General features: G+C 59.0%; 13 protein-coding genes. All 13 read right to left on the bottom strand.

Annotated features, from left to right (window positions below; translation table 11 throughout):
* Positions 1-6 precede the first annotated feature (6 nt).
* The 13 genes from rplC to nusG all read right to left on the bottom strand — a co-directional run bounded on the left by rplC (position 7) and on the right by nusG (position 17,254).
* Entirely contained in the window at positions 7-636 is a 630-nt protein-coding gene (gene rplC, locus BLT86_RS15635; protein WP_013717347.1) for a 50S ribosomal protein L3, read from the bottom strand.
* Positions 637-719: 83 nt separating this feature from the next.
* The gene (gene rpsJ / locus BLT86_RS15640) at positions 720-1,031 is read right to left on the bottom strand and encodes a 30S ribosomal protein S10 (protein ID WP_003243886.1); all 312 of its coding nucleotides are present in this window, start codon (positions 1,029-1,031) and stop codon (positions 720-722) included.
* Positions 1,032-1,261: 230 nt separating this feature from the next.
* Complete coding sequence (tuf, locus tag BLT86_RS15645) at positions 1,262-2,455, bottom strand: elongation factor Tu (protein WP_092377958.1); 1,194 nt, start codon at positions 2,453-2,455, stop codon at positions 1,262-1,264.
* Between the two features lie 30 nt (positions 2,456-2,485).
* Positions 2,486-4,633 (bottom strand): elongation factor G, encoded by a 2,148-nt coding sequence (gene fusA, locus BLT86_RS15650; protein ID WP_026088454.1) that lies wholly within the window; start codon positions 4,631-4,633, stop codon positions 2,486-2,488.
* A 30-nt stretch (positions 4,634-4,663) separates the two neighbouring features.
* A complete protein-coding gene (rpsG, locus tag BLT86_RS15655; protein ID WP_003246741.1) occupies positions 4,664-5,134 on the bottom strand; it encodes a 30S ribosomal protein S7 in 471 nt (156 codons plus the stop codon).
* A gap of 103 nt (positions 5,135-5,237) precedes the next feature.
* Entirely contained in the window at positions 5,238-5,609 is a 372-nt protein-coding gene (gene rpsL / locus BLT86_RS15660) for a 30S ribosomal protein S12 (protein ID WP_003463319.1), read from the bottom strand.
* Positions 5,610-5,755: 146 nt separating this feature from the next.
* Positions 5,756-9,955, bottom strand: a complete 4,200-nt coding sequence (gene rpoC, locus BLT86_RS15665; RefSeq protein WP_017675624.1) for a DNA-directed RNA polymerase subunit beta' — start codon at positions 9,953-9,955, stop codon at positions 5,756-5,758.
* A 63-nt stretch (positions 9,956-10,018) separates the two neighbouring features.
* Positions 10,019-14,092 (bottom strand): DNA-directed RNA polymerase subunit beta, encoded by a 4,074-nt coding sequence (gene rpoB, locus BLT86_RS15670; RefSeq protein ID WP_021488825.1) that lies wholly within the window; start codon positions 14,090-14,092, stop codon positions 10,019-10,021.
* A 221-nt stretch (positions 14,093-14,313) separates the two neighbouring features.
* Positions 14,314-14,682, bottom strand: a complete 369-nt coding sequence (gene rplL, locus BLT86_RS15675) for a 50S ribosomal protein L7/L12 (protein ID WP_013717352.1) — start codon at positions 14,680-14,682, stop codon at positions 14,314-14,316.
* Between the two features lie 80 nt (positions 14,683-14,762).
* Complete coding sequence (rplJ, locus tag BLT86_RS15680; protein WP_003463333.1) at positions 14,763-15,263, bottom strand: 50S ribosomal protein L10; 501 nt, start codon at positions 15,261-15,263, stop codon at positions 14,763-14,765.
* Positions 15,264-15,474: 211 nt separating this feature from the next.
* The gene (gene rplA / locus BLT86_RS15685; protein ID WP_017675626.1) at positions 15,475-16,170 is read right to left on the bottom strand and encodes a 50S ribosomal protein L1; all 696 of its coding nucleotides are present in this window, start codon (positions 16,168-16,170) and stop codon (positions 15,475-15,477) included.
* Positions 16,170-16,601 (bottom strand): 50S ribosomal protein L11, encoded by a 432-nt coding sequence (rplK, locus tag BLT86_RS15690; protein ID WP_004373444.1) that lies wholly within the window; start codon positions 16,599-16,601, stop codon positions 16,170-16,172. The genes rplA and rplK overlap by 1 nt, the downstream gene beginning before the upstream one ends.
* A 119-nt stretch (positions 16,602-16,720) precedes the next feature.
* On the bottom strand, positions 16,721-17,254 hold the full coding sequence (nusG, locus tag BLT86_RS15695) for a transcription termination/antitermination protein NusG (protein WP_004373446.1): 534 nt from the start codon (positions 17,252-17,254) through the stop codon (positions 16,721-16,723).
* Between the last annotated feature and the right edge of the window lie 9 nt (positions 17,255-17,263).

The raw sequence follows: 17,263 nt of genomic DNA on the forward strand, positions 1-17,263 counted from the left end.
CTCCCCTTACGCCTTGACAGCCGGACGAACGATAACGTCGCCGCCAGTAGCGCCCGGAACGGCACCCTTGACCAGCAGCAGGTTACGCTCGGCGTCTACGCGAACGACTTCCAGGGACTGTACGGTCACGCGCTCAGCGCCCATATGACCGGACATCTTTTTGCCCTTGAATACACGACCCGGGGTCTGGCACTGACCGATGGAACCCGGTACACGGTGAGAAACGGAGTTACCGTGAGTATTGTCCTGGCCGCGGAAGTTCCAACGCTTGATGGTACCGGCGAAGCCTTTACCTTTGGACTGACCGGTGACATCCACCAGCTGACCAGCTTGGAAAATTTCAGCGTTGATCAGATCGCCGGCCTGGTAGTCGCCTTCTTCAAGACGGAATTCCAGAACGGTTCGACCTGCCGCGACGTTCGCCTTGGCGAAGTGACCGGCCTGAGCCTTGCTGACGCGCGAGGCGCGACGCTCGCCGACAGTGACCTGCACTGCGCGGTAGCCATCGGACTCCTCGTTTTTGAACTGGGTGACGCGATTCGGCTCGATCTCGATGACCGTGACCGGAATGGAGACACCTTCTTCGGTGAAAATGCGGGTCATGCCGCACTTACGACCGACTACACCAATAGTCATGTTGTAAACCTCATGAGTGTACGGGGCTTTCACCCGCTATGGCCGCCCATTTCAGAGCGTTACACGACTAAAACCGCCAGGTTTTAGCCGAGGCTGATCTGCACTTCCACGCCTGCCGCAAGGTCGAGCTTCATCAGCGCGTCAACGGTTTTATCCGTCGGCTGGACGATGTCCAGAACACGCTTATGAGTGCGGATTTCGTACTGATCACGCGCGTCCTTGTTGACGTGCGGAGAGATCAGAACGGTGTACCGCTCCTTACGAGTAGGCAGAGGAATCGGACCACGCACCTGAGCACCAGTACGTTTCGCGGTTTCCACGATTTCCTGGGTAGATTGATCGATCAGGCGATGGTCAAAAGCCTTCAACCGAATACGGATTTGTTGGTTTTGCATTTTGACCTCAGATTCCAAGCTGCTAATCCCCACAGACGGACTACGCCCGCTCGAGGGAGGCGCAATTGTACGGATGCCCCCTGGGGGTGTCAACTTTTAACCAGTTCAAAAAATCACCGGGAGTGATTTTTGACGTCGCCCCGCGACGGCCTGAAGGGTCGCCCGCCAGGGATGGTGGCGACAAAAGAAAAGGGCCCCGAAGGGCCCTTTTCTCTCAAGCGGATCGTCGATTACTCGATGATCTTGGCAACCACGCCGGCACCAACGGTACGGCCACCTTCGCGAATTGCGAAGCGCAGGCCGTCTTCCATGGCGATCGGCTTGATCAGGGTGACAACCATCTTGATGTTGTCGCCCGGCATTACCATCTCAACGCCTTCCGGCAGTTCGCACGAACCGGTCACGTCAGTGGTACGGAAGTAGAACTGCGGACGGTAGCCCTTGAAGAACGGGGTGTGACGACCACCTTCTTCTTTGGACAGAACGTACACTTCAGCTTCGAACTTGGTGTGCGGCTTGATGGTGCCCGGCTTGGCCAGAACCTGACCACGCTCGACTTCATCACGCTTGGTGCCGCGCAGCAGCACGCCGCAGTTCTCACCAGCACGACCTTCGTCCAGCAGCTTGCGGAACATCTCAACGCCGGTGCAGGTGGTCTTGGTGGTCGGACGCAGACCAACGATTTCGATTTCTTCCTGGATACGGACGATACCGCGCTCTACACGACCGGTCACTACAGTACCGCGGCCGGAGATCGAGAATACGTCTTCGATCGGCATCAGGAACGGCTTGTCGATGGCACGAACCGGCTCAGGGATATAAGTATCCAGAGTCTCGACGAGCTTCTTGACGGCAGTGGTGCCCATCTCGTTGTCGTCCTGGCCGTTCAGAGCCATCAGCGCCGAGCCGATGATGATCGGAGTGTCGTCACCCGGGAAATCGTAGGTGCTCAGCAGGTCGCGAACTTCCATCTCGACCAGCTCCAGCAGCTCAGCGTCGTCAACCATGTCAGCCTTGTTCAGGAAGACAACGATGTACGGTACGCCAACCTGACGGGACAGCAGGATGTGCTCACGAGTTTGCGGCATCGGGCCGTCGGCAGCCGAGCAGACCAGGATCGCGCCGTCCATCTGGGCAGCACCGGTGATCATGTTCTTCACGTAGTCGGCGTGACCCGGGCAGTCAACGTGCGCGTAGTGACGAATGTTGGAATCGTACTCTACGTGGGCAGTGTTGATGGTGATACCACGAGCCTTCTCTTCCGGGGCGCTGTCGATCTTGTCGAAGTCAACGCGAGCGGAACCGAAAACTTCGGAGCAGACACGGGTCAGAGCAGCGGTCAGAGTGGTTTTACCGTGGTCAACGTGACCGATGGTGCCAACGTTGACGTGCGGTTTGTTACGTTCGAATTTTTCCTTAGCCACGACAGTAAACCTCTTACTTAAAGGGCGGGATTAGCCTTGTTTTTTAACCAGTGCTTCGACGATGTTCGCCGGAGCCTCTGCGTACTTGGAGAATTCCATGGAGTAGCTGGCGCGACCCTGGGACATGGAACGGACGTCGGTAGCGTAACCAAACATCTCGCCCAGCGGAACTTCGGCACGGATAACCTTACCGGACACCGAATCTTCCATACCCTGGATCAGACCACGACGACGGTTCAGGTCACCCATCACGTCACCCATGTAATCCTCAGGAGTTACCACTTCTACCTTCATGATCGGCTCAAGCACCTTACCGCCACCCTTCTGGGCCAGCTGCTTGGTCGCCATGGAGGCAGCGATCTTGAACGCCATCTCGTTGGAGTCGACGTCGTGGTAGGAACCATCGAACACGGTCGCCTTCAGGCCGATCAGCGGATAGCCGGCAACAACGCCGTTCTTCATCTGCTCTTCGATACCCTTCTGGATCGCCGGGATGTATTCCTTCGGAACCACACCACCTACGACTTCGTTGGTAAACACCAGACCTTCGGTGATGTTGCCCTTGTCGTCCACGTCCGGAGTCGAGAAACGAATCCAGCAGTGACCGAACTGACCGCGACCACCGGACTGACGAACGAACTTACCTTCGATCTCGACAGCGTCCTTGGTGATGGTTTCACGGTAGGAAACCTGTGGCTTGCCGATGTTGGCCTCGACGTTGAATTCGCGCTTCATGCGGTCAACGAGGATGTCCAGGTGCAGCTCACCCATACCAGAGATGATGGTCTGACCGGTTTCTTCGTCAGTCTTGACGCGGAACGACGGGTCTTCCTGAGCCAGCTTGCCCAGTGCAATACCCATCTTCTCCTGGTCAGCCTTGGTTTTCGGCTCTACAGCTACCGAAATGACCGGCTCCGGGAAGTCCATGCGCTCGAGGATGATCTGCTTGTCCGGATCGCACAGGGTTTCACCGGTAGTGACGTCCTTCATACCGATCAGAGCCGCGATGTCACCAGCGCGCACTTCTTTGATCTCTTCACGCTGGTTGGCGTGCATCTGCACCATACGACCAACGCGCTCTTTCTTGCCTTTCACGGAGTTGATGACCGACTGGCCAGACTCCAGAACGCCCGAGTAGACGCGCACAAAGGTCAGCGTACCGACGAACGGGTCGGTAGCGATCTTGAACGCCAGAGCCGAGAACGGCTCGTTGTCGTCGGCATGGCGCTCGTCGTAATCGCCTTCGGCGATTTCCTCTTTCGGCTTGTCGGCCAGATCCGGGTGAATACCCTTGATCGCAGGGATCTCGGTCGGAGCAGGCAGGAAGTCGATGACAGCATCGAGAACCAGGGGAACACCCTTGTTCTTGAACGAGGAGCCGCAGACAGCCGGCACGATCTCGCTCGCCAGGGTACGGGCGCGCAGACCAGCCTTGATCTCTTCGGCCGACAAGTCACCTTCTTCAAGGTACTTGTTCATCAGCTCTTCGTTGGCTTCGGCAGCAGCCTCAACCATGTTCGAGCGCCACTCGTTGGCCAGGTCTACCAGCTCAGCAGGAATCTCTTCCTCACGATAGGTAGTGCCCTTGTCGTCTTCGTTCCAGTAGATGGCCTTCATCTTGATCAGATCAACCTGACCTTCGAAGTTCTCTTCTGAACCGATGGCGATCTGAATCGGTACCGGGGTGTGGCCCAGACGGTTCTTGATCTGACCGACGACGCGCAGGAAGTTGGCACCAGCACGGTCCATCTTGTTCACGTAGACGATACGCGGAACGCCGTACTTGTTGGCCTGACGCCATACGGTTTCGGACTGCGGCTCAACGCCCGAAGTACCACAGAACACAACGACAGCACCGTCGAGCACGCGCAGCGAGCGCTCTACTTCAATGGTGAAGTCAACGTGACCGGGGGTATCGATGACGTTTACGCGGTAGTTGTCGTACTGACCAACCGAACCCTTCCAGAAGGTGGTGATAGCAGCAGAAGTAATGGTAATACCACGCTCCTGCTCCTGAACCATCCAGTCGGTGGTCGCGGCGCCATCATGCACCTCGCCCATCTTGTGGCTCAGGCCTGTGTAGAACAGGATCCGCTCGGTAGTGGTGGTCTTGCCCGCGTCAACGTGGGCACAGATACCAATATTACGGTAGCGGTTAATTGCTGTATTACGAGCCATAAAGCCCTCGCAAGGTTAGTGGAGCCGGAATTAGAAGCGGTAGTGCGAGAAAGCCTTGTTGGCTTCAGCCATACGGTGCACGTCTTCACGCTTCTTGACAGCAGCGCCTTTGCCTTCAGCAGCATCCAGCAGCTCACCAGCCAGACGCAGAGCCATGGACTTCTCGCCGCGCTTGCGGGCGTAGTCTACGAGCCAGCGCATTGCCAGAGCGTTACGACGCGACGGACGAACTTCGACCGGAACCTGGTAGGTAGCACCGCCTACACGGCGGGACTTGACTTCGACCAGCGGAGCGATGGCGTCGAGAGCTTTCTCGAAGATCTCCAGGGGATCGCTGTTCTTGCGTGCTTTGACTGTGTCCAGAGCACCGTAAACGATGCGCTCGGCCACGGCCTTCTTGCCGCTTTCCATCACGTGGTTCATGAACTTGGCGAGAATCTGCGATCCGTACTTCGGATCGTCGAGAATCTCACGTTTTGCTGCTACACGACGTCTTGGCATGATAAGCCCTCAAACGGTCTTCAGGTTAGCCCGGGACTTTCGGCAAAAGCCGCGCCCGACCTTACTCTTATCGACTCAACTAAATATAAAGATTCAAGCGGCCTTATTTCGGACGCTTGGTACCGTACTTGGAACGACCTTGCTTACGGTCTTTGACGCCGGAGGTATCCAGCGAACCACGCACGGTGTGGTAGCGCACACCCGGAAGGTCTTTTACACGACCGCCACGGATCAGCACGACGCTGTGCTCTTGCAGGTTGTGGCCTTCACCACCGATGTACGAGGAAACCTCGAAACCGTTGGTCAGACGCACGCGGCATACTTTACGCAGTGCCGAGTTAGGTTTTTTCGGCGTAGTGGTGTACACGCGAGTGCACACGCCACGACGTTGCGGGCAGTTCTGCAGCGCAGGTACGTCGGATTTCTCGACGATACGCTTACGCGGCTGACGTACCAGCTGGTTGATAGTTGCCATCTACTAGCTCCACTGTTGTCTTTCGACGCTCACAAATAAAGATGGCAGAGCACAACGCCCTGCCAAATTTAGGGGTGCATGAGTCTAAAGAGACTCACGCCCCCAGTCAAGGCAAAGCCCCGCTAGCGAACCAGCGAGGCTTCGACTCAATTTCCGCTGGAGTTCAGCGCTTCGGTCAGTGCGGCTTCCACCTCACTAGCGCTGACACGCACCGGCTTGTCGGCATCACGCTTGCGCTTGCGCTCGCTGTGATAGGCCAGACCGGTACCGGCCGGGATCAGGCGACCCACGACCACGTTCTCTTTCAGACCACGCAGGTAGTCGCGCTTGCCAGTAACCGCTGCCTCGGTGAGGACGCGAGTGGTTTCCTGGAAGGACGCTGCCGAGATGAACGACTCGGTGGACAGCGACGCCTTGGTGATACCCAGCAGTACGCGGGTGTACTTGGCGACGAATTTGTCCTCTTCGGCCAGACGCTCGTTCTCGCCCAGAACCTGGGTGAGCTCCATTTGATCGCCCTTGATGAAGGACGAATCGCCGGACTCGCTGACTTCGACCTTACGCAGCATCTGACGCAGGATGGTCTCGATGTGCTTGTCGTTGATCTTCACGCCCTGCAGACGGTAAACGTCCTGGATCTCGTTGACGATGTACTTGGCCAGCGCGCTCACACCCAGCAGACGCAGGATGTCGTGCGGATCGCTCGGGCCGTCGGAGATAACTTCGCCGCGGTTCACTTGCTCGCCTTCGAAGACGTTCAGGTGACGCCACTTCGGAATCAGCTCCTCGTACGGATCGCTACCATCGGTCGGGGTGATGACCAGACGGCGCTTGCCCTTGGTCTCTTTACCGAACGAAATGGTGCCGCTGATTTCCGCCAGGATCGAAGCTTCCTTCGGACGACGGGCTTCGAACAGGTCGGCAACGCGCGGCAGACCACCGGTGATGTCGCGAGTTTTCGAGGTCTCTTGCGGGATACGGGCGATAACGTCACCGACCGCAATCTGCGCACCGTCAGCCACGCCGACCAGGGCGTTGGCTGGCAGGAAGTACTGAGCGGGAACGTCGGTACCCGGCAGCAGCAGTTCCTTGCCGTTGGCGTCGACCATCTTGATGGCCGGACGAATGTCCTTGCCAGCAGCCGGACGATCCTTCGGATCGAGAACCTCGATGTTGGTCAGACCGGTCAGTTCGTCGGTCTGGCGCTTGATGGTGATGCCCTCCTCCATGCCGACGAAGGTCACGGTACCCTTCATTTCGGTCACGATCGGGTGGGTGTGCGGGTCCCACTTGGCGACGATGGCGCCAGCGTCGACCTTGTCGCCTTCCTTCACGGAAATCACGGCACCGTACGGCAGCTTGTAGCGCTCACGCTCACGACCGAACTCGTCAGCCACAGCCAGCTCGCCGGAGCGGGAAACCGCTACCAGATTGCCGTCCACGCGCTCGACGTGCTTGAGGTTGTGCAGACGGATCGCACCACCGTTCTTCACCTGGACGCTGTCGGCAGCCGAAGTACGGCTTGCAGCACCACCGATGTGGAACGTACGCATGGTCAGCTGGGTACCCGGCTCACCGATGGACTGCGCAGCGATAACGCCGACAGCTTCACCGATGTTGACCTGGTGACCACGAGCCAGATCGCGGCCGTAGCACTTGGCGCAGATGCCGAAGCGGGTTTCGCAGGTGATCGGCGAACGCACGACCACTTCGTCGACGCTGTTCAGCTCGATGAACTCGACCCACTGCTCGTCGATCAGGGTGCCGGCCGGAACGATGACGTCCTCGGTGCCTGGCTTGAACACGTCCTTGGCGATTACTCGACCCAGTACGCGCTCACCCAGCGGCTCGACCACGTCGCCGCCTTCGATGTGCGGCGTCATCAGCAGACCGTGCTCGGTACCGCAATCGATCTCGGTCACCACCAGATCCTGCGCCACGTCGACCAGACGACGAGTCAGGTAACCGGAGTTCGCGGTCTTCAGTGCGGTATCCGCCAGACCTTTACGAGCACCGTGAGTGGAGATGAAGTACTGCAGAACCGACAGACCTTCGCGGAAGTTCGCGGTGATCGGCGTTTCGATGATGGAGCCGTCCGGCTTGGCCATCAGACCACGCATACCGGCCAGCTGACGGATCTGGGCGGCGCTACCACGAGCACCGGAGTCCGCCATCATGTACATGGAGTTGAAGGACTCCTGCTCGACGGTCTTGCCTTCGCGATCGACAACCGGCTCTTTCGAGAGGTTGGCCATCATCGCCTTGGAGACTTCATCGTTGGCCTTCGACCAGAGGTCGATCACCTTGTTGTACTTCTCGCCCTGGGTAACCAGGCCGGAGGCGTACTGCGATTCGATTTCCTTCACTTCCTCGGTGGCGGCGTCGATGATGCGCGCCTTCTCGTCCGGGATGACGAAGTCGTTCACGCCGATCGACACACCGGAGATGGTCGAGTAAGCGAAACCGGTGTACATCAGCTGGTCAGCGAAGATCACGGTGTCCTTCAGACCAACGGTGCGGTAGCACTGGTTGATCAGCTTGGAGATCGCCTTCTTCTTCATCGACTGGTTGACCACGTCGTAAGACAGGCCGGCCGGTACGATCTGGAACAGCAGCGCGCGGCCGACGGTGGTGTCGACGATGCGGGTGTTCTTGGTGATCGAACCATCTTTCTCTTTGATGGTTTCGTTGATACGCACTTTCACGCGGGCGTGCAGGGACGCTTCGCCGGCGCGGAACACGCGGTCGACTTCCTGCAGGTCGGCGAAGACGCGACCTTCACCCTTGGCGTTCACCGCTTCACGGGTCATGTAGTACAGACCCAGTACCACGTCCTGCGACGGCACGATGATCGGCTCACCGTTGGCGGGCGACAGGATGTTGTTGGTCGACATCATCAGCGCGCGCGCTTCGAGCTGGGCTTCCAGGGTCAGCGGCACGTGAACGGCCATCTGGTCACCGTCGAAGTCGGCGTTGTACGCGGCGCAGACCAGCGGGTGCAGCTGAATCGCTTTACCTTCGATCAGTACCGGTTCGAACGCCTGGATGCCCAGGCGGTGAAGGGTCGGCGCACGGTTGAGCAGGACGGGGTGTTCGCGGATCACTTCAGCGAGAACGTCCCACACTTCCGGCAGCTCGCGCTCGACCATCTTCTTGGCGGCCTTGATGGTGGTCGCCAGACCACGCATTTCCAGCTTGCCGAAAATGAACGGCTTGAACAGCTCGAGAGCCATCTTCTTCGGCAGACCGCACTGGTGCAGACGCAGGGTCGGGCCCACGGTGATCACGGAACGACCGGAGTAGTCCACGCGCTTACCGAGCAGGTTCTGACGGAAGCGACCTTGCTTACCTTTGATCATGTCGGCCAGCGACTTCAGCGGACGCTTGTTCGAGCCAGTGATGGCGCGACCGCGACGGCCGTTGTCGAGCAGGGCGTCGACCGCTTCCTGCAGCATGCGCTTTTCGTTGCGCACGATGATGTCCGGCGCGGACAGATCGAGCAGGCGCTTCAGACGATTGTTACGGTTGATCACGCGGCGGTACAGATCGTTCAGGTCGGAAGTGGCGAAACGGCCACCATCCAGCGGAACGAGCGGGCGCAGATCCGGCGGCAGAACCGGCAGAACGGTCAGCACCATCCACTCCGGCAGGTTGCCGGAGTCCTTGAAGGCTTCCATCAGCTTCAGGCGCTTGGACAGCTTCTTGATCTTGGTCTCGGAGTTGGTCTGCGGAATTTCTTCGCGCAGGCGGCCGATCTCGTGATCCAGGTCGATGGCGTGCAGCAGCTCGCGCACGGCCTCGGCGCCCATGCGCGCGTCGAAGTCATCACCGAACTCTTCGAGGGCTTCGAAGTACTGTTCGTCGTTCAGCAGCTGACCCTTCTCGAGGGTAGTCATGCCCGGGTCGATCACGACGTAGCTCTCGAAATAGAGCACGCGCTCGATATCACGCAGGGTCATGTCCATCAGCAGGCCGATACGCGACGGCAGCGACTTCAGGAACCAGATGTGGGCGACCGGCGAGGCCAGTTCGATGTGCGCCATGCGCTCACGACGAACCTTGGCCAGGGCCACTTCAACGCCGCACTTCTCGCAGATCACACCGCGGTGCTTGAGGCGCTTGTACTTGCCGCACAGGCACTCGTAGTCCTTGACCGGGCCAAAGATCTTGGCGCAGAACAGGCCGTCGCGCTCTGGCTTGAAGGTACGGTAGTTGATGGTTTCCGGCTTTTTAACTTCACCGAACGACCACGAACGGATCATCTCAGGCGAGGCCAATCCGATACGGATGGCGTCGAACTCTTCGATCTGACCCTGGTTTTTCAGCAAATTCAGTAGGTCTTTCAAGGCCTTTCCTCCTGGCGGAGCGGGCAGCGAGCTGGACTAGCCCCGCTGCCGATTCACGTCGTGTTATTCGGTTTCCAGATCGATATCGATGCCGAGCGAACGGATCTCTTTGATCAGTACGTTGAAGGACTCGGGCATGCCCGGCTCCATACGGTGATCGCCATCCACGATGTTCTTGTACATCTTGGTACGGCCGTTCACGTCGTCCGACTTCACGGTCAGCATTTCCTGCAGGGTGTAGGCGGCGCCATAGGCTTCCAGTGCCCAGACCTCCATCTCCCCGAAACGCTGACCACCGAACTGCGCCTTACCACCCAGCGGCTGCTGGGTAACCAGGCTGTAGGAACCAGTGGAACGGGCGTGCATCTTGTCGTCCACCAGGTGGTTCAGTTTGAGCATGTACATGTAGCCGACGGTAGTCGGACGCTCGAACTGGTTACCGGTACGACCGTCGAACAGGCGCATCTGGCCGCTCTCCGGCAGATCAGCCAGCTTCAGCATGGCCTTGATCTCGGTTTCCTTGGCGCCGTCGAACACGGCAGTCGCCATCGGTACACCGCCTTTGAGGTTCTTCGCCAGCTCGAGGATCTCGGTATCGGAGAACTCGTCGAGGTTTTCCTGACGGCCACCGATCTCGTTGTAGATCTCAGCGAGGAACTTGCGCAGTTCGGCGATCTTGCGCTGCTCTTCGAGCATGCGGTTGATCTTCTCGCCCAGGCCCTTGGCCGCGAGGCCCAGGTGGGTTTCGAGAATCTGACCGACGTTCATACGCGACGGAACGCCCAGCGGGTTCAGTACGATGTCAACCGGAGTACCGTTGGCGTCATGCGGCATATCTTCGACCGGCATGATCACCGAGACCACACCCTTGTTACCGTGACGACCAGCCATCTTGTCACCCGGCTGGATGCGACGGCGGATGGCCAGGTAAACCTTGACAATCTTCAGTACGCCCGGCGCCAGGTCATCGCCCTGCTGCAGCTTGCGCTTCTTGTCTTCGAACTTGTCGTCGAGCATCTGACGGCGGTCGGAGATGTAGGCCTGAGCCTTCTCCAGCTGCTCGTTCAGGGCGTCGTCGGCCATGCGCAGTTTGAACCACTGGCCACGCTCAAGACCGTCGAGGAACTCGTCGGTGATCGCGGTACCTTTCTTCAGACCAGCGCCGCCTTCGGCGATAGCGCCAACCAGAGCGGAACGCAGACGCTCGAAGGTCGCGCCTTCGACGATGCGGAACTCTTCGTTCAGGTCCTTGCGGATCTCGTCCAGCTGCATCTTCTCGATGGACAGGGCGCGCGAGTCGCGCTCCACGCCATCACGGGTGAAGACCTGCACGTCGATGACGGTACCCTTGGTGCCAGTCGGCACGCGCAGGGAGGTGTCCTTAACGTCAGAGGCCTTCTCACCGAAGATCGCACGCAGCAGCTTCTCTTCCGGAGTCAGCTGGGTCTCGCCTTTCGGGGTGACCTTACCGACCAGGATGTCGCCCGGGCCGACTTCGGCGCCGACGTAGACGATACCGGCTTCGTCCAGCTTGTTCAGAGCAGCTTCACCCACGTTCGGGATGTCAGAGGAGATTTCCTCTGGGCCGAGCTTGGTGTCACGCGCCACACAGGTCAGTTCCTGAATGTGGATCGTGGTGAAGCGGTCTTCCTGAACCACGCGCTCAGACAGGCAGATGGAGTCTTCGAAGTTGAAGCCGTTCCACGGCATGAACGCCACGCGCATGTTCTGACCCAGCGCCAGTTCACCCATATCGGTGGACGGGCCGTCAGCCATGATGTCGCTACGCGCCACCTTGTCACCTTTGCTCACCAGCGGACGCTGGTTGATGCAGGTGTTCTGGTTGGAGCGGGTGTATTTGGTCAGGTTGTAGATGTCGACACCGGCTTCGCCAGTTTCGACTTCGTCATCGTTGACACGAACCACGATACGGCTGGCGTCGACGGAGTCGATCACACCACCACGACGGGCCACGACGCAGACGCCGGAGTCACGGGCGACGTTGCGCTCCATACCGGTACCTACCAGCGGCTTGTCGGCACGCAGAGTCGGTACAGCCTGACGCTGCATGTTCGAACCCATGAGGGCGCGGTTGGCGTCGTCGTGCTCGAGGAACGGAATCAGCGAGGCAGCGACGGAAACGACCTGCTTCGGCGACACGTCCATCAGGGTCACGTCTTCCGGCGCCTTGACGGTGAATTCGTTGAGGTGACGTACGGCTACCAGTTCGTCGATCAGCTGACCCTTGTCGTTCAGGGTCGCAGACGCCTGGGCGATAACATGGTCGGCCTCTTCGATGGCGGACAGGAACACGATCTCGTCGGTGACCTTGCCTTCCTTGACCACGCGGTACGGGCTTTCCAGGAAGCCGTACTGGTTGGTGCGGGCGTAGGCAGCCAGCGAGTTGATCAGACCGATGTTCGGACCTTCCGGCGTTTCGATCGGGCACACGCGACCATAGTGAGTCGGGTGTACGTCGCGGACTTCGAAGCCTGCACGCTCACGAGTCAGACCACCTGGGCCGAGTGCGGAAACGCGGCGCTTGTGGGTGATCTCGGACAGCGGGTTGTTCTGGTCCATGAACTGCGAGAGCTGGCTGGAACCGAAGAACTCCTTCACCGCCGCCGCAACCGGCTTGGCGTTGATCAGGTCTTGCGGCATCAGGCCTTCGCTTTCGGCCATCGACAGACGTTCCTTGACCGCGCGCTCTACACGCACCAGGCCAACGCGGAACTGGTTCTCGGCCATTTCGCCGACGCAACGTACACGACGGTTACCCAGGTGGTCGATGTCGTCGACGATGCCCTTGCCGTTACGGATGTCGACCAGGGTCTTCAATACGGCAACGATATCTTCCTTGCTCAGCACGCCCGAACCTTCGATCTCGGTACGACCGATACGACGGTTGAACTTCATGCGGCCAACGGCAGACAGGTCGTAACGCTCGGCGCTGAAGAACAGGTTGTTGAACAGGGTCTCGGCAGCATCCTTGGTTGGCGGCTCGCCGGGACGCATCATGCGGTAGATCTCGACCAGCGCTTCCAACTGATTGGTAGTGCTGTCGATCTTCAGCGTGTCGCTGATGAACGGACCGCAGTCGATGTCGTTGGTGTACAGAGTCTCGAAGCGAACCACCTGCGCCTTGGCCATCTTGACCAGCAGGTCGGCAGTCAGCTCGGTGTTGCACTCGGCGATGATTTCGCCGGTAGCCGGGTGCACGATCGCCTTGGCAGTGGTACGGCCAATGACGTAGTCGAGCGGAACTTCCAGCTCTTTGATGCCAGCCTTGTCCAGCTGGTTGATGTGGCGAGCCGTGATACGACGGCCCTGCTCCACGATCACCTTGCCGCTGCCGTCCTTGATGTCGAGAACGGCGATTTCGCCGCGCAGACGCTGCGGAACCAGCTCCAGGCTCAGGCTCTCGCCCTTCACATGGAAGACGTTGGTGTCATAGAAGGCATCCAGTACTTCTTCAGTGCTGTAGCCCAGTGCGCGCAGCAGGACGGAAGCCGGCAGTTTGCGGCGACGGTCGATACGCACGAATACCGCGTCCTTCGGATCGAACTCGAAGTCCAGCCAGGAGCCGCGGTAAGGAATGATGCGAGCGGAGTACAGCAGCTTGCCCGAGCTGTGGGTCTTGCCACGGTCGTGGTCGAAGAACACACCCGGCGAACGGTGCAGCTGGGACACGATCACACGCTCGGTACCGTTGATGACGAAGGTACCGTTCTCGGTCATGAGCGGAATCTCGCCCATGTACACTTCCTGCTCTTTGATGTCCTTGATCGCTTTGTTCGACGATTCTTTGTCGAAAATGATCAGGCGCACTTTCACGCGCAGCGGCACGGCGAAGGTCACGCCACGCAGGACGCACTCCTTGACGTCGAACGCCGGCTCGCCCAGGCGATAGCCGACGTACTCCAGGGCGGCGTTGCCGGAGTAGCTGATGATCGGGAATACCGATTTGAAGGCCGCATGCAGGCCGATGTCGCGGAACTGTTCCTTGCTCACCCCTTGCTGCAGGAATTCGCGGTACGAATCCAGCTGGATGGCCAGGAGGTAAGGCACATCCATGACATCCGGCAACTTGCTAAAGTCCTTGCGGATACGTTTTTTCTCAGTGTATGAGTAAGCCATCAGCGTTCCCCAGCTTGGTCACCTGCTTGTTTGGCCAGCGCCGGCGGCGGTGACCAGAAAATCGTGCAAACCCTCGGTTTGCAACCGCCTCTCGGGCGGGGTCTTTTCGGCTCCAGGCCGGCTGTTGAACAGCCAACCTAGAACGGAAAAAGGCCGGTGGCAAAAGCCACCAGCCATCAGCCTTGTGCGAGTCGCTCGGGCTGTAGACGCAAGGTACGAACTTACTTGAGCTCGACCTTGGCGCCAGCTTCTTCCAGCTTCTTCTTGGCGTCTTCAGCAGCTTCTTTGGTCAGACCTTCAGCGATGACCTGAGGAGCGGTGTCAACCTTCTCCTTGGCTTCTTTCAGGCCCAGACCGGTCAGCTCGCGAACAGCCTTGATCACGTTCACTTTCTTGTCGCCGGCTTCAGCCAGGACAACGTTGAACTCGGTCTGCTCTTCGACAGCAGCAGCGGCAGCAGCCGGGCCGGCGGCAACAGCGGCAGCAGCGGTAACGCCGAAGGTTTCTTCCATCGCTTTGATCAGCTCAACGATTTCCATAACGGATTTCTGGCCGATAGCTTCGATGATTTGCTCGTTAGTCAGAGACATGACTATCAATTCCTGTATTGGGGTGACGGCCTACGCGACCATCAAATTAAACGTTTGATTTCGAAAGGGCTCACGCTGCCTTAGGCAGCAGCAGCTTCTTTCTGGTCGCGAATGGCTGCCAGAGTGCGAGCGAGTTTGCTGGTGGCGCCTTGAATAACGCTCATCAGCTGGGCGATGCCCTCGTCGCGGGTCGGCAGACTTGCCAGTACGTCGATCTGGTTTGCTGCGAGGTACTTGCCCTCGAACGCAGCTGCCTTGATCTCGAACTTGTCCTGACCCTTGGCGAACTCCTTGAACAGACGAGCAGCAGCGCCCGGGTGTTCGTTGGAGAATGCGATCAGGGTCGGGCCTTTGAACACGTCGTTGAGCACGTCAAACTGAGTGCCTTCAACGGCGCGCTTGAGCAGGGTGTTACGCACGACTTTCACGTACACACCAGCTTCGCGGGCCTCTTTACGGAGTCCGGTCATTGCGCCGACGGTCACGCCACGGGCATCAGCCACGACAGCGGACAGACCGGCTTTGGCAGCCTCGTTGACTTCAGCGACGATGGCCTTCTTGTCTTCGAGTTTAATTGCCACGGGTTTACTCCTGGTTTTTACCGTATCGCCGAACCGGAGCTCGGCGGCGTTTTGGTGTCTGATTCGGTAACGAATCGGGAGCACCATCTGCGTAGGCCATCAGGCGAACCTGACATTTAAAACGCGAGTCACCTACGGTCTTGGATAGCCCCCGCCAGGCAGGGACCCCAATCTTTCAAAGCCGGCAGCCCATGGCTACCGGCCCAATCACTTACGCGTCGAGCGAAGCCTGATCGATGATCAGACCCGGACCCATGGTGGTGCTCAGGGTCACGCGCTTGACGTAGATACCTTTCGAGGTCGACGGCTTCAGACGCTTCAGGTCGGACAGCAGGGCTTCCACGTTCTGCTTCAGCGCAGCGGCTTCGAAGCCGACCTTGCCAACGGAGGTGTGGATGATGCCGTTCTTGTCGGTACGGAAACGCACCTGACCAGCCTTGGCGTTCTTGACAGCGGTAGCGACGTCCGGAGTAACGGTGCCGACTTTCGGGTTCGGCATCAGACCGCGCGGGCCCAGTACCTGGCCCAGCTGGCCAACGACGCGCATGGCGTCCGGAGAAGCGATGACCACGTCGTAGTTCAGATCGCCTGCCTTCATTTCGGCAGCCAGGTCGTCCATACCAACCTTGTCAGCACCGGCAGCCAGAGCAGCTTCAGCGCCCGGACCCTGGGTGAACACGGCAACGCGTACGGTCTTGCCAGTGCCGTTCGGCAGAACGGTGGCGCCACGTACAACCTGGTCGGATTTACGCGGATCTACACCCAGGTTCACGGCGACGTCGAAGGACTCGGTGAACTTGACGGCAGACAGCTCGGCCAGCAGGCCGGCAGCTTCTTCAAAGGTGTATGCCTTGCCGGCTTCAACCTTGGCCGCGATGGCCTTTTGGCGCTTGGTCAACTTAGCCATTACACACCCTCCACGTTCAGGCCCATGCTACGAGCGGAGCCGGCGATGGTGCGCACGGCCGCATCCAGGTCAGCGGCAGTCAGATCAGCCTGCTTGGTCTTGGCGATCTCTTCCAGCTGAGCACGGGTAACGGTGCCTACTTTGACGGTGTTCGGACGAGCGGAACCGCTGGTCAGGCCGGCGGCCTTCTTCAGCAGTACCGATGCCGGGGTGCTCTTGGTTTCAAAGGTGAAGCTGCGGTCGCTGTAAACGGTGATGATCACAGGAGTCGGCAGACCGGGTTCCATGCCCTGAGTCTTGGCGTTGAACGCCTTGCAGAATTCCATGATGTTCACGCCGTGCTGACCCAGAGCGGGGCCGACGGGTGGCGACGGGTTTGCCTGACCGGCTTTAACCTGCAGCTTGATATAAGCCTGAATCTTCTTAGCCATTAGCTACTCCAATTTCGGGTTCGAACGCCTGACGGCTCCCCGAGGTTACTTACGCATTTATCCCAGTGACGACAAAACCCCGCAGCCTAAGGCTGCGGGGTGAGGGATGCTTATGTCAGTTATGCCTTCTCGACCTGACTGAACTCCAGCTCGACCGGGGTGGAGCGACCGAAAATGGTCACAGCAACCTGGATGCGGCTCTTCTCGTAATTCACTTCTTCGACCACACCACCGAAATCGGCGAACGGGCCATCGACAACTCGTACCATCTCGCCCGGCTCGAACAGCGTCTTCGGCTTGGGCTTGTCACCACTATCGGCAACACGACGCAGAATGGCTTCGGCTTCTTTCTCGGTGATCGGCGCCGGTTTGTCGGCCGTACCACCAATGAAGCCCATGACGCGCGGCGTATCCTTGATCAAGTGCCAAGTCGCCTCGTTCATTTCCATCTGCACCAAAACATAGCCAGGGAAGAACTTGCGCTCACTCTTGCGCTTCTGACCATTGCGCATCTCGACCACCTCTTCAGTGGGAACGAGAATCTCGCCAAAGTCATCTTCCATACCAGCCAGTTTCACGCGCTCGATGAGCGAGCGCATCACATGCTTCTCGTAACCCGAGTAGGCATGCACGACGTACCAACGCTTAGCCACGAGACACCC

Source organism: Pseudomonas sihuiensis, assembly GCF_900106015.1.
In the GTDB taxonomy this organism is placed as follows: Bacteria; Pseudomonadota; Gammaproteobacteria; order Pseudomonadales; family Pseudomonadaceae; genus Aquipseudomonas; species Aquipseudomonas sihuiensis.

Bases quoted from the DNA above. Each gene is read 5' to 3' on its own strand.
- rplC (WP_013717347.1), bottom strand. From the start codon at position 636: ATGACTATTGGTGTAGTCGGTCGTAAGTGCGGCATGACCCGCATTTTC.
- rpsJ (WP_003243886.1), bottom strand. From the start codon at position 1,031: ATGCAAAACCAACAAATCCGTATTCGGTTGAAGGCTTTTGACCATCGC.
- fusA (WP_026088454.1), bottom strand. From the start codon at position 4,633: ATGGCTCGTAATACAGCAATTAACCGCTACCGTAATATTGGTATCTGT.
- rpsG (WP_003246741.1), bottom strand. From the start codon at position 5,134: ATGCCAAGACGTCGTGTAGCAGCAAAACGTGAGATTCTCGACGATCCG.
- rpsL (WP_003463319.1), bottom strand. From the start codon at position 5,609: ATGGCAACTATCAACCAGCTGGTACGTCAGCCGCGTAAGCGTATCGTC.
- rpoB (WP_021488825.1), bottom strand. From the start codon at position 14,092: ATGGCTTACTCATACACTGAGAAAAAACGTATCCGCAAGGACTTTAGC.
- rplL (WP_013717352.1), bottom strand. From the start codon at position 14,682: ATGTCTCTGACTAACGAGCAAATCATCGAAGCTATCGGCCAGAAATCC.
- rplA (WP_017675626.1), bottom strand. From the start codon at position 16,170: ATGGCTAAGTTGACCAAGCGCCAAAAGGCCATCGCGGCCAAGGTTGAA.
- rplK (WP_004373444.1), bottom strand. From the start codon at position 16,601: ATGGCTAAGAAGATTCAGGCTTATATCAAGCTGCAGGTTAAAGCCGGT.